The 12,463-nt window shown below is 51.8% G+C and carries 12 protein-coding genes and 1 rRNA gene; 7 read left to right on the top strand and 6 right to left on the bottom strand.

Translation table 11 applies throughout. From position 1 onward, the window contains the following. Positions 1–9 precede the first annotated feature (9 nt). Entirely contained in the window at positions 10–972 is a 963-nt protein-coding gene (locus DPO_RS15020; protein WP_006966939.1) for a ketopantoate reductase family protein, read from the top strand. Here DPO_RS15020 and DPO_RS15025 read toward each other — a convergent pair. Beyond that, positions 961–2,202 (bottom strand): NupC/NupG family nucleoside CNT transporter, encoded by a 1,242-nt coding sequence (locus DPO_RS15025; RefSeq protein ID WP_006966940.1) that lies wholly within the window; start codon positions 2,200–2,202, stop codon positions 961–963. The two genes, DPO_RS15020 and DPO_RS15025, sit on opposite strands and share 12 nt — an antisense overlap. Positions 2,203–2,569: 367 nt before the next feature. On the opposite strand from DPO_RS15025, the gene DPO_RS15030 reads away from it, so the two are divergent. Genes DPO_RS15030 through DPO_RS15045 form a run of 4 tightly spaced genes read left to right on the top strand, consistent with a single transcriptional unit; the run spans position 2,570 to position 5,982 of the window. Beyond that, positions 2,570–4,306, top strand: coding sequence for a carbon starvation CstA family protein (locus DPO_RS15030; protein WP_006966941.1), 1,737 nt, complete (start codon positions 2,570–2,572; stop codon positions 4,304–4,306). Positions 4,307–4,350: 44 nt separating this feature from the next. Then, a complete protein-coding gene (locus DPO_RS15035; protein ID WP_152427683.1) occupies positions 4,351–4,755 on the top strand; it encodes a hypothetical protein in 405 nt (134 codons plus the stop codon). After that, positions 4,752–5,063: a hypothetical protein gene (locus tag DPO_RS15040; RefSeq protein WP_006966943.1), complete on the top strand. Its 312-nt coding sequence runs from the start codon at positions 4,752–4,754 to the stop codon at positions 5,061–5,063. The genes DPO_RS15035 and DPO_RS15040 overlap by 4 nt, the downstream gene beginning before the upstream one ends. Before the next feature lie 4 nt (positions 5,064–5,067). Next, positions 5,068–5,982 (top strand): ArsA family ATPase, encoded by a 915-nt coding sequence (locus DPO_RS15045; protein ID WP_006966944.1) that lies wholly within the window; start codon positions 5,068–5,070, stop codon positions 5,980–5,982. Here the strand turns inward: DPO_RS15045 and DPO_RS15050 are convergent, their stop codons facing one another. From DPO_RS15050 to DPO_RS15060, 3 genes are all read right to left on the bottom strand, one after another. Further along, a complete protein-coding gene (locus DPO_RS15050; protein ID WP_006966945.1) occupies positions 5,983–6,441 on the bottom strand; it encodes a cupin domain-containing protein in 459 nt (152 codons plus the stop codon). It lies immediately after the preceding gene. A 13-nt stretch (positions 6,442–6,454) separates the two neighbouring features. Further along, on the bottom strand, positions 6,455–7,198 hold the full coding sequence (locus DPO_RS15055) for a M15 family metallopeptidase (RefSeq protein WP_006966946.1): 744 nt from the start codon (positions 7,196–7,198) through the stop codon (positions 6,455–6,457). A gap of 121 nt (positions 7,199–7,319) precedes the next feature. Next, a complete protein-coding gene (locus DPO_RS15060) occupies positions 7,320–8,255 on the bottom strand; it encodes a radical SAM protein (RefSeq protein WP_006966947.1) in 936 nt (311 codons plus the stop codon). A 211-nt stretch (positions 8,256–8,466) separates the two neighbouring features. On the opposite strand from DPO_RS15060, the gene DPO_RS15065 reads away from it, so the two are divergent. Next, positions 8,467–9,930, top strand: coding sequence for a cobyrinate a,c-diamide synthase (locus tag DPO_RS15065; RefSeq protein ID WP_006966948.1), 1,464 nt, complete (start codon positions 8,467–8,469; stop codon positions 9,928–9,930). Here DPO_RS15065 and DPO_RS15070 read toward each other — a convergent pair. Together DPO_RS15070 and DPO_RS15075 are read right to left on the bottom strand one after the other, a co-directional pair. Next, positions 9,923–10,765: a metal ABC transporter permease gene (locus DPO_RS15070; RefSeq protein WP_006966949.1), complete on the bottom strand. Its 843-nt coding sequence runs from the start codon at positions 10,763–10,765 to the stop codon at positions 9,923–9,925. The genes DPO_RS15065 and DPO_RS15070 overlap by 8 nt on opposite strands. Continuing rightward, positions 10,758–11,507: a metal ABC transporter ATP-binding protein gene (locus DPO_RS15075; RefSeq protein ID WP_006966950.1), complete on the bottom strand. Its 750-nt coding sequence runs from the start codon at positions 11,505–11,507 to the stop codon at positions 10,758–10,760. The genes DPO_RS15070 and DPO_RS15075 overlap by 8 nt, the downstream gene beginning before the upstream one ends. A 391-nt stretch (positions 11,508–11,898) precedes the next feature. Here DPO_RS15075 and DPO_RS15080 point away from each other — a divergent pair. After that, a 16S ribosomal RNA gene (locus DPO_RS15080) occupies positions 11,899–12,463 on the top strand; the annotation flags it as partial.

Genomic DNA, 12,463 nt, shown 5'->3' on the forward strand with positions numbered 1-12,463 from the left:
AAACAAAAGATGGACGAAGCAAAAAAAATCCACAATATCTGTATCTATGGTACGGGGGGTATCGGCGGTTATTTTGGCGCTAAAATCGCCCACACATGCAATCATGACCAAACATTGGCGTATGACTGTTTTTTTGTGGCCAGGGGAGATCACCTCCAGGCCATCAGGCAAAAAGGCATCACGCTGATTTCTGAGGAAAAAACCATTACCGGGGTGCCGGCGGCAGCCACGGACCATATGGATGATCTGCCTGATCCGGACCTGATTTTTGTCTGTGTTAAAAGTTATGACCTGGATGGAGCCGTCAAAGCCATTGTGCCAAAAATTCATGAAAACACCATTATACTGCCGTTGCTGAACGGGGCTGATATTTATGAAAGGATCAGAAAAAATGTGGCCACGGGTGTGATCCTGCCCGCCTGTGTCTATGTCGGCACCCATATCCAGGGGCCCGGCGTGATTTTTCAGAGTGGCGGAGACGGCAAGATTTTATTTGGGGCGGATCCGAAATATGAATCGTTTGATCCGCAACCTGTTACCGATTTTTTCGATGCCATGCAGATCAATTATCAATGGCGTACCGATCCTTATCCGGATATCTGGAGCAAATACCTGTTTATCGCAGCCTTTGCACTGGCCACGGTGTTTTTCAACAAAACCATCGGTGAAGTGGCCGCGGATCCAAAGGCAACACAGACCGCCCGTGAAATCATGAAAGAAATCCAGGCCATAGCCACAGCCAAAGGGGTTGAACTGCCGGAACATATCATCACAAAGCAGCTGGCCATGGCGGCTCAATTTCCCTATGATACAAAAACATCCTATCAACGGGATGTGGCATCCAAAGGACGGGTGAATGAAGGTGATCTATACGGGGGTACGATTCTCAGGCAGGGGGCTGAACTGGGCGTTTCCACCCCGGTCACCCGGTCGGTGTATTCAGCCATTCAGGACCGTCTGTCAGCCAAGTAATCCCACAATGGCGCCGGTCATGCAGGTGGCGATGGTGCCGGCGATAATGGACTTGAGACCCAAGGACACGATCTCTCCCCGGCGTTCCGGCGCCATTGTGCCCAATCCGCCGATCATGATGCCCAGGCTGCCGGGGTTGGCAAATCCGCACATGGCATAAAGCATGATCAGCCGGCTGTCCGGCCCCAGACTGTCTGCCGGCAGCCCGGCCAGGTTCAGGTAGGCCACGAATTCGTTGATAATGGTTTTGGTGCCCATCAGCCCCCCGGCGATGCCGGCTTCCGCCCAGGGAACGCCCATGAGCCATACCACCGGTGACATGATCCATCCGAAAATCCGCTGCAGTGTCAGGGGCGTGCCGTTTACAACCGGCAGAATTTTGAGCAGGATATCTGCCAGATGCACCAGTGCCACCAGCACCACGAGCATGGCAATGATGTTGATGAGCAGTTCCACGCCCTGAAGGGTGCCCCGGGTGACGGCATCCATGGAACTGGTGGCCGGGTCCGGTTCGGTGAGTTCTCCGGAAGTGACCGGGCGGGTTTCCGGGATCATGATTTTGGCCACGGTGATGGCGGCCGGCGCACTGATGATGGAGGCGGCCAGGATATGGCCTAACACATTGGGGATGATGTCTCCCAGGATGTTGGCATACAGCACCATCATGGTGCCGGCGATGGTGGCCATGCCCGAAGTCATCAGGGTGAACAGTTCACTGCGGGTCAGGGAACGGACATAAGGCCGAATAAACAGAGGGGACTCCACCATGCCCACGAAAATATTGGCAGACACACCTAAGCCTTCAGCCCCGCCCAGTTTGAAGAGTTTTTCAAGCACCCGGGAAAATTTCTGAACCACCCAGGGCAAAATTTTCCAGTAAAAAAGCAATGAAGACAAGGCACTCATGAGCAGCACTAACGGCAGGGCCTGAAATGCCAGGATAAAGGATGCACCAGCAAATTTCTCTTCAAAGGGCAAAGTGCCCCCCCCCAGGTAGCCGAATACCATGGAAGTGCCGGCCCGGGTGGCCTGTTCCAGGGCCAGAACCACCTGATTGAGCAGGACAAATCCCTGGCTCAGCAGCGGGATCTTGAGAAAAATCAGGGCCAGCAGAAATTGAAATCCTAAGCCGACGGCAATGGTTTTGATGTTTACCCGGCCCCGGTTTTCACTGATCATCCAGGCCAGCCCGATAAAAACGATCAGACCGGCAACGCCTTGAATTATCATGGTGTTTCTTTCAGCTCAAATATAGTGGTTTAAGTCAAATGCATCCTGAAACCCTATAATTCATTTGGCGGATCACGTCAACGATTCGGTGCATAAGTCGCGTTTTTGCAACCAAATTATAGTGATTTTTCATGTTTTTTGGGTTTACTTTTCTGTTTTACAGGCATATGAAGACAAAACGGGATCGTTTTATCAGGATAAACAATGGCATTTATTTTGCAGACTCGTATAGGAAATTAAGGAGAACTACATTTTGGAAGCATACGTGATATAGGGTTTTTGCCAGACAAAAGCGGCCGACGCCGACCGTTTTTGCCGTGATTTATATTAACGGCTACATCTCACAGCCATAAGGAGGAGAGAAACAATGGATGCGTTATTAATCATGGTGGTTTCCTTTATCGGTTATATTTTTATGTATCAGGTGTATGGCCGGTTCATTGGAAAGAAAATTTTCAAACTGGCCCAGGGCGCTGAAGTGCCATCGGTTGTCATGGAAGATGGTGTGGACTATGTGCCCACCAAAAAAGAGGTGATCTTCGGCCATCACTTCACTTCCATTGCCGGTACGGGTCCCATCGTGGGACCGGCCATTGCCATTATCTGGGGATGGGTGCCGGCCATGATCTGGGTGTTTTTCGGCAGCATTTTCATGGGTGCTGTGCATGATTTCGGCGCGTTGATTATTTCCATGAGGAACCAGGGAAAGTCCATTGCCGACTATACCTCAAAATATGTCAACAACCGCACCCGGTTTTTCTTTTTTCTCATCGTTTTTCTGGAATTATGGATCGTGATCGCCGTGTTCGGTCTGGTGATCGCCGTGGTCTTTGCCATGTATCCCACATCGGTTTTTCCGGTCTGGTGTGAGGTGGCCATTGCCCTTTACTTAGGGTATGCCATCTACAAACAGGGCAAAAGCATCATCACCTGGTCCATCATTGCCGTGGTGCTCATGTATGTCACCGTGTTCATCGGTGCGGTGCTGCCCATCAAAATGCCCACCATTGCAGGGATTCCGCCCACAGGGGTGTGGACAATTGTTTTGCTGATCTATGCGTTTATCGCCTCCACCCTGCCGGTCACCACGTTGCTGCAGCCCCGGGATTTCATCAATTCCCATCAGCTCATGATCGTGATGGTGCTGCTGATGATCGGCGTGGTTTTTTCCGCTTTTTTTGCCAACCTGTCCATTGTGGCACCGGCCGTTCAGATGAATCCGGCCCAAGCCCCGCCCATGTGGCCGTTTTTGTTCATCACCATTGCCTGTGGCGCGATTTCCGGGTTTCATTCCCTGGTGTCTTCGGGCACGTCTGCCAAACAGGTGCGGTATGAAACCGATTCTTTGTTTGTGGGATACGGGTCCATGCTCATGGAAGGAGCCCTGGCCACTTTGGTGATCATTGCCGTGGCTGCCGGTATCGGTATGGGATATGTGACCAAATCCGGTGAAACCCTGATGGGAGTAGCTGCCTGGACCACCCATTATTCCTCCTGGGCCGCTGCAGCCGGCTTGGGTTCCAAAGTAGCCGCATTTGTGGACGGGTCCGCCAACATGCTTGCGGCATTCGGCATCCCGGCCAGCATCGCCGTGGTGATTATGGGTGTGTTTGTGGCGTCCTTTGCCGGTACCACCCTGGATACGGCCACCCGGATTCAGCGCTATATTCTGTCCGAGCTGTTTGACAGTGTGAAGCTCACGGCATTGACCGGCAAATATGTCACCACGTTTCTGGCCGTGGGAACGGCCCTGCTGCTGGCATTTGCCACCGGTCCCAGCGGAAACGGCGCCCTGAAGCTGTGGCCCCTGTTCGGTGCCGTGAATCAGACCCTGGCCGGTCTGGCGCTGATTATCATCACGTTGTACCTCAAAGACAAAGGCGGGGTGAAATGGATGATTTCCGGTATCCCGGCCGTGTTTATGATGGTGATGACCATCTGGGCGTTGATCCTGAACCAGGGCAGTTTCGGCACGGCCCACAACACCCTGCTTCAGGTGGTTAACGCCATTATTCTGATTCTGGCGGTCTGGATCACGGTGGAAGGGGTATTGCGGTTTTTTACCGTCACCCCCGGGGGTGAGATTGCATCAGAACACAGATAAGTTCCGACTGGGGCGCGATGCATAAAACGCTTCAGAAACACTATATGATACTGATGTTGCCGGGCCTGGGACTGTTTCTGGTCCTGGGCCTGGCATTTGCACTGAATCTGGTTTCACCGGGCTGGTTTGTTCTTTCTTCCCGGGTCTATGTTATCGTGTTTGTGGCCGCTGTTATGACGGCCATTGCCGGACCGATTTTTTTAAGGACCCTGTTTGCCCATTCCGTAAGAGCACGGCACCATGTCGATGCTGCTGATTTTCTCAAGTTTCAGCGACGGCTCTTGCAGGTGTCTCAGACAACGGTGTATCTGGCGGTTGCAGCGGTATGGTTCAGTTTTCCCCGGTTTTATGCAGCCGCCATTGTGTTGATGGGATTGTATGCCATGTATTATTACTATCCGTCCCGGCAGCGGATCGATTTTGACAAAAAAATATTCCGGGTGACATGAAAAACGACAACACACCATTTCCGCCTTTTTGGGGCCGGATCAAAAAACAGGCCCTCAGCTGGTGGCAGGCCGCAGATGAGGTGGCACGTAACAAAGCGGTCCACACCATTGAAGCGGAGTGCGAAGAGATGGAATATATTTTTGCGCTGCTGGTGCAGGGATCATTTGTGGGCCTGCCGTCTCCGCCGGCACATCTGAGTATGGATCTTCTGCCGCTGATGGAAAAGGACCTGATGCTGTTGCTGGAAAGGATGAACACGTCAAACCAACCGTTGTCCCGGTTGTTTTCCGTGTTCGATATTTCGTGATCCCATGGCTTGCTTGCGAACCCTTTTTTTTCTGGGCAAGGGCGGTACGGGCAAATCCACGGCATCGGCCCTGATCTCCCTGGTGCTCAAAGAAAAAGGCAAAAAAGTGGTTCTGGCCTCTTTTGATGATGCCCATAACCAGGCCGATATTTTTGAGGCGGTATTTTCAGACAAAGCCTGTTCTTTGGGCCCGTGTCTCGAGGTGCTGCAGATCGACCGGGATAAGCAGATCAAACGCTATCTGGCAAAGACCGCGAAACAGGTGAAAGCCAGTTTCGCCTATCTGACCGCATTCAATCTGGACCATTATTTCGATATTCTCAAATTTTCCCCGGGCATGGAGGAATATGCCCTGGTTGCAGCGTTTACCGATCTTGTGGCCCGATACAAGACCCATGACTATCTGGTGATCGATATGCCGCCCACGGCCCTGTCCCTGCGGTTTTTCAATCTGCCGTCTTTGTCTTTGACCTGGACGGATCAGCTGGAAAAGCTGAGAAACCAGATCAATGAGAAAAAAGAGATCATTTCACGAATCACTCTGGCCGGCAAAGAATTTGAGCGGGACAAGATACTCCAGCGGCTTCTTCAGATCAAATCCGATTATCAGGCCCTCAAGGCCCTGTTTGAAGATCCGGCTCAAACCAGCTTTTATGTGGTTTTTAACCGGGATGTCCTGTCTGTGGCGGAAACCCGGCGGGTCATCGAACACCTGGACCGGCAGGTCATCAAGCCCCGGGGCCTGATCTGCAATGAAAGGACCGGGGCAAATGGGTTTATACAGACAGTGGAAACGTTGTTCCCGGGCATTCCCATCCAGACCATTCCTTATTCATCGGCATCTCTGATCGGCATGGAGGCCCTGGCACAGCACATCCGTTCAAATGAGCTGACCTTTGACAAAATCCTGCCTGAATAATTACGGGGTTTGTGTCACTGTGACCGGCGTGTCTGCCTGACCGGCGTAAAACACGATGATATGGGCCGGATCAGGGCCGATGCTTTCTCCCCAGTGCCAGGTGTTGACCACTTCCACAATGGCCTCACCTGCGTTCAGATCCAGTGTTTTTCCGTCCGTGGTGTGTACCTTTAAATGGCCGGACAAAAGCACCCCGGCGTTGATCACCGGATGCTGGTGAATCGCCAGCTTCTCTCCTGCCGGCACGGTGATGCTCAAAATGCGGACTTCCGGTTGACCGTCCGGATAGGCCTGCAGTAAAGCGCCATCCCAGCTCTTCTGGGTGGCAGCCAGTTCCTTGACCGCAATCTGCGGGTTCTTGGCAAATACGGGAGAACTCAGGCACAGGACAAGCCCGCATAAAAAGATCAGGCAGAAACAGGGATAAGGTGTCAATCGTTTTTTAAAGACCCGCGTCATTGTCAGTATTCCTTTATTTTACCACAAAATCAAAATAGGTGTCTGGAAACGGTTCATTTTTCAACGTAAAATGCCACCATTCCTTGTCATAGTATTGAAAACCGTGCTTTTCCATGAGCGTTTTGAGCAGCAGCCGGTTGATCCGCTGGGACGGATCCAGGTTCGGGTTTTCCGGATGGGATCGTTTATGAAAACAGTCAAACCCGGTGCCCATATCGATGCTGTTGTCGGCAAACCGCTGGTCTGCCGGCAGATAGCATTCCTTTTGTCCGGTCTGACCTAAAATAAATTCCGGCTGATCCGGCACCGGCACCGGCACAATAGTCAAATCAACGGTACTGCCCCTGGAATGGCTGGATTTTTCAGCCACATATCCGTCCCTGAACAGGTTGCGTTTGTCCAGTGTGGGGTAAAACTCGGTCCGGGTGGCGGTGTCTTCTACCTCTTTGGCCCACCGGACAAAATGATCCACGGCCCGCTGGGGCCGGTAGCAGTCATAAATCTTGATGCTGAAACCAAAGGGATTGAGATCCGCCTGAACCCCGGCCAGGGCAGCGGCCGCTTCTTCGGTGAGATAACATTTGGCTGCATGATACCCATCCACGGGGGTGCCCAGAAAATTATGTTCGGTGACATACCGGATGTCCATGACCGCGTCCGGGATGATTTCCCGGATCTCCACAAATTCGTCAGGGATCGGGTCTGCGGCAGCCGGGATGACCAGGGCCAGCCAGAGGATCAATATGCGTTTTAACATGGGTGCGTTCTCCTGAAGCAGTTCTGAATATTGTACAGACATCTATAAATTCGGTTGGATTTTGTCAACCCAAATAAAAATGAATAAGCTTATTGACAATTTGTTTTGAATGAAAAAAAGATTATTCACGGATCTGGTAAAAAACACCTCGGTTCTGATGCACGGAAATAATTTTATTTTCAGCGGTCATCACATCCAGGTATTTGTTGATTTCGCTCACGTGCAGGCCCAGGATGGTGGACAAATCATCCAGGGTGCAGGGCCGGCGGGCAATGGTTTCCATGATGGCGGCTTCCATGTCCTGCCGATAGGCTGCCACCTGTTTGCGCTTCGGGGCCGCAGCAATGATTTCCGTGGCCCCGGGATCCAGGTATTGGGCAATACGCTGTAATTCTTCAAAAGACGCCCCTTTCAGGTCTGTCACCGTGCCCGGACGATCCAGGGTGTTGAGCTGGATGCATTCAGGATGGAGTTCATGAATGACTTTTTTCAGGGCTTTCAATTCATCTTCGTGGTCATTGTATCCCGGCAGAATAAACACTTCCAGACGAAACCGGCCTTTGAACATTTTTCTGAATGTCATCAATCCGGCCAGATGGGCATCCAGGGTCAGATCCCCATGGGGGCGGTTGATTTTTTTGAAAACCGGTTCCGTTGCCGCGTCCAGGGAGGGAAGCACCACATCGGCCGCCATCAGCGCCTCTCTGACTTGTGGATCGTGCAGCAGCGTGCCGTTGGTCAGCACGGCAACCGGTATCTTGGGCCGTTTTTGCTTGATAAATGTGAGCACCTCTTTGATGCAGGTGTTCAACGTTGGTTCACCGGAACCGGAAAACGTGATGTAATCCGGGTCCGGGTTATGGGAAAAATAATGGGTAAGCTCTTGTTTGACGCGGTCTAAACGGACGTATTCCCTGCGATCCAGAGTCAGGCGATTGGTGCGGCCCACTTCACAGTACACACAGTCCAGTGAGCAGACTTTCCGGGGCACCAGGTCGACGCCTAAAGAAATACCCAGCCGCCTTGAAGGAACCGGTCCGAACAGATGATGATACATAATAAAAAATTCCTGTTAAAATCCGGGGTTGATGCCGTGCCGATTCATTTTGGCACGCCTGACTTCTTTTTATACCCGGGCAAAGGAACATGGCAAGGGTTTTATGGGGAGATTCAAACAAATTGGGGTGAAACCCGGAAAAAAAAATGGTAGGGTATTTTTTTGAATACCCGGACCTAATTGTGCGAATAACAAAAAGGGAGATGAATCATTGAAAGGGATTGTCATTGCAGCCACGGGCAGTGGTGCCGGAAAAACCACACTGACCCTGGCCATTCTGGCCTGGCTGCGTGCCAACGGGTTGAAGGCGGCCCCGTTCAAAGTGGGGCCGGATTTCATCGATCCGGGCCACCATGCCCGTATTGCCGGCCGGACCAGTTATAATCTGGATTCCTGGATGCTGTCAAAAACTTACAACCGCGGGCTGTTTCATGCCCGGTCCAGGGGGGCGGATCTGGCAGTGGTAGAGGGGGTCATGGGCCTGTTTGACGGGTATGATGCCATAACGGAAACCGGGTCCACGGCCCAGATGGCCAAATGGCTGGGCCTGCCCGTGCTGCTGGTGGTGTCTGCCAAAGGCAAGGCCAGAAGCGCGGCCGCCGTGGTCAAGGGATTTGAAACCTTTGATCCTGAATTGACCCTGGCCGGGGTGGTGTTCACATTTACCGGCAGCGACCGGCATTATGCGTATCTCAAAGAAGCCGTGGCACAGAGCTGCACCACGCCCTGTCTGGGGCACCTGCCCCAAAACGAGGCGCTGATCATGCCGGAACGCCACCTGGGCCTGACCACGGCAGATGAACATATCATTTCAAGCACCACGATCGATACTCTGGTTGCCATGGTGGATCAGCATATGCACATGCCCCGGCTGATCCGGGATCTGCCGGAACTGCCGGACCCCGGCAAATCCCGGGATTATGACACCCCATGGCAGACAAAACCAAAAAGTGCAGACAATCAAAATACAGGAACGCCCTTTTTTTGCGATCCGCCCCGGATTGCCGTGCCCAGGGACAAGGCGTTCTGCTTTTATTATCCGGACAATCTGGCCATGCTGGAACATGCCGGGGCCTGCCTGGTTTATTTTTCCTTGCTGGCAGATGATCATCTGCCTGAAGACATCGATGGGATCTACCTGGGAGGTGGATATCCCGAGCTGTTTGCAGACACATTGTCGGGCAAAACCCATCTGCAGTCTGAAATCAAATCCTGCAGCCGAAACCGCATGCCCATTTATGCCGAATGCGGCGGGTTCATGTTTCTGTGCCAAAAACTGACCCTTGCCGATTCTGTTCACCCGAAAATCATGGCAGGATGTTTTGATTTGGAAATCTGTATGTCTGAGACGCTTCAATCTCTGGGTTACCGGGAAGTGACCCTGACAAAAAATTCAGTGATCGGTGCAAAAGGCGTGCAACTCCGGGGCCATGAATTCCATTATTCGTCCATTAAGACCGACAACGACGTTTGTGACCATGTGTTTGAAGTCACGACCCGGGCCGGCCAGGATGTGCAGGTGGCCGGATATCAGAAAGATTTGACCCTGGGATCATATCTGCATGTGCATTTCGGTTCCAACCCGGAAGTGCCCCGCTGTTTTGTGGCTCATTGCGCGGATTTCAGGCACCGGCGCCTAAAAAATATAGAGACAACCTCTGTCCCCATCATTTAAACACCAGTTTGTTCAATGCCAGCAGCACCAGATAGACAATCCCGCTCAACACGATAATGGTCGGGCCTGACGACAGACTCAGGCTGTAGCTGATGCCTAAGCCCGTCCAGGTGAAAACGGCACACAGCAGCACGGAGTACAGCATCATCTGCCACAGCCTTCGGGCATAAAATCCCGCAATGGCAGGAGGAATGGTCAACAAAGCGATCACCAGAACAATGCCCACGATCCGCACCAGCAAGACAACGGTCAAAGCGGTGAGTACCAGAAGAAACAGATAGAAAAACGTGGTGTTGATCCCCCGCAGCAGGGTAAACTCGGTATCGAAACACACCCCGAAAAACTGATTGAAAAAAATCACCACCACCCCCACGATCACCAGATCCAGGCCGATCACAAACCACAGGTCTTTTTGTGAGATGAGCAGGATATCCCCGAATAAATAGGAACTGAGGCTGAAATACCCGGGAGTCCGGTCGATGAACAAAATACCGCAGGCCATGCCCACAGCCCAGAGAGCCCCGATAATGGTATCTTCTCTTTCTTTGGCATGAATGCTCACCAGTCCCACCACCAGCGCAGAAGCCACGGCTGCCAGCACAGCCCCGAGGATGGGATCGAACCATGTGATCCCCAGCCCGATCTGAAGATACAGGGCCAGACCGATGCCGCCGAACACGGAATGGGAAATGGCCCCGGCCAGGTAACTGATGCGCTTGATGGTGACAAACGTGCCGATGATGCCAAAGGCAATGGAAGCCAGCCCCCCCATCATCAGCGCATACGCCAGAAACTGATTGTCCGGGTCCATGACGGCCTGAAAAAATTCAATCATGGCAATGGCCTTCTTCGCTGCACCGGTGATCATGGCGGACCATTTTCAGATCCCCGTAATAGATATCCTTGATCATGGTGCCGTCCACATCTGTTGTGGGGTGAATGACCAGGCGGCGGTTCACACAGATCACGGTTTTAACGTATTTGGACACAAAACCCAAATCATGGGAAACCACCAGAATGGTCATGTTCTGGTTCAAAGCTTTGAGAATGGAAAACAGATTTTCCTCGGTTTCATGGTCCACGTTGGCCGTGGGTTCATCGAGCAGCAGGATGTCCGGCCGGCTGCACAATGCCCTGGCGATGAGAACCCGCTGTTTCTGCCCCCCGGACAAGGCATTGAAACCCGTCTGCGCAAAAGAGGTCATGCCCACCGTATCGATGGCATCCATGGCCCGGGACCGGTCTTTGGCGGAAAACCAGAAAATATTGTTTTTCAGGCACCCCATCAGAACCACATCCAGGACGGTGGCGGGAAAATTCATGTCCAGATAGGCATACTGGGGCATATATCCCATACGGTTCCGGGCTTTTTCCGGGCTCATCCCCAGCACCTGAATCTGTCCGGTATCCGGTTTTATGAGCCCTAAAATCAGTTTAAGCAACGTGGTTTTTCCGCCCCCGTTGGGCCCCACGATACAGGCAAATTCTTTTCGGGGAATAATAAGGGATATGTTTTCAAGAATCGGTTGTTTTTTATAGGCAAATGAGACATTTTTCAGACGGATGTCAGTTTCCATGGGCAGATCCTTGCAGGCAGTGTCATCAATTATTGTTCTCAAGGGGCCGCCGGCATGTTTAATCCCCCCAAGATGCCCAGAATTTCAGTCAGCGTGATTATTTGTACACAAGTTCAAGGCAATTGTCAAAACCAGGGAAACGGCGCCTGAATTTAAAATGTCATGAAAATCAATGAGATAAACACAAAAAAGGCCGGAATGAAAAAATATTGTGAAAAATATCAAAAAAACGATTGACACGGATATAATTTTCAGGCATATTACGCCGGTCTTGTCGAGAGACGGTTTGTGTGTCCTCGATAAGTTTTTTTTTGATCTTTGAAAATTGGTCAGTGATAAAGTTTGAAGCGGGTCTAAAACAAGACCTTAACGAGTTTGTAGTTAAAGGATTTAACTGGAGAGTTTGATCCTGGCTCAGAATGAACGCTGGCGGCGTGCTTAACACATGCAAGTCGAACGAGAAAGGGATTGCTTGCAATCCTGAGTAGAGTGGCGCACGGGTGAGTAACACGTAGATAATCTACCTTCAAGCCCGGGATAACCCTTCGAAAGGATGGCTAATACCGGATGCAGTTTCAGTACACAAGTGCTGAGATGAAAGATTGCCTCTTCTTGAAAGCAATTGTTTGGAGATGAGTTTGCGTACCATTAGCTTGTTGGTGGGGTAAAAGCCTACCAAGGCTGCGATGGTTAGCTGGTCTGAGAGGATGATCAGTCACACTGGAACTGGAACACGGTCCAGACTCCTACGGGAGGCAGCAGTGAGGAATTTTGCGCAATGGGGGAAACCCTGACGCAGCAACGCCGCGTGAGTGAAGAAGGCCCTTGGGTCGTAAAGCTCTGTCAACTGGGAAGAAGTTGTTATTATTTAATAAATGATAGCATTGACGGTACCAGTGGAGGAAGCGCCGGCTAACTCCGTGCCAGCAGCCGCGGTAACACGGGGGGCGCAAGCG

The organism is Desulfotignum phosphitoxidans DSM 13687 (assembly GCF_000350545.1).
Classification (GTDB): Bacteria; Desulfobacterota; Desulfobacteria; order Desulfobacterales; family Desulfobacteraceae; genus Desulfotignum; species Desulfotignum phosphitoxidans.

Bases quoted from the DNA above. Each gene is read 5' to 3' on its own strand.
- DPO_RS15020 (WP_006966939.1), top strand. From the start codon at position 10: ATGGACGAAGCAAAAAAAATCCACAATATCTGTATCTATGGTACGGGG.
- DPO_RS15025 (WP_006966940.1), bottom strand. From the start codon at position 2,202: ATGATAATTCAAGGCGTTGCCGGTCTGATCGTTTTTATCGGGCTGGCC.
- DPO_RS15030 (WP_006966941.1), top strand. From the start codon at position 2,570: ATGGATGCGTTATTAATCATGGTGGTTTCCTTTATCGGTTATATTTTT.
- DPO_RS15035 (WP_152427683.1), top strand. From the start codon at position 4,351: ATGATACTGATGTTGCCGGGCCTGGGACTGTTTCTGGTCCTGGGCCTG.
- DPO_RS15040 (WP_006966943.1), top strand. From the start codon at position 4,752: ATGAAAAACGACAACACACCATTTCCGCCTTTTTGGGGCCGGATCAAA.
- DPO_RS15045 (WP_006966944.1), top strand. From the start codon at position 5,068: ATGGCTTGCTTGCGAACCCTTTTTTTTCTGGGCAAGGGCGGTACGGGC.
- DPO_RS15050 (WP_006966945.1), bottom strand. From the start codon at position 6,441: ATGACGCGGGTCTTTAAAAAACGATTGACACCTTATCCCTGTTTCTGC.
- DPO_RS15055 (WP_006966946.1), bottom strand. From the start codon at position 7,198: ATGTTAAAACGCATATTGATCCTCTGGCTGGCCCTGGTCATCCCGGCT.
- DPO_RS15060 (WP_006966947.1), bottom strand. From the start codon at position 8,255: ATGTATCATCATCTGTTCGGACCGGTTCCTTCAAGGCGGCTGGGTATT.
- DPO_RS15070 (WP_006966949.1), bottom strand. From the start codon at position 10,765: ATGATTGAATTTTTTCAGGCCGTCATGGACCCGGACAATCAGTTTCTG.
- DPO_RS15075 (WP_006966950.1), bottom strand. From the start codon at position 11,507: ATGGAAACTGACATCCGTCTGAAAAATGTCTCATTTGCCTATAAAAAA.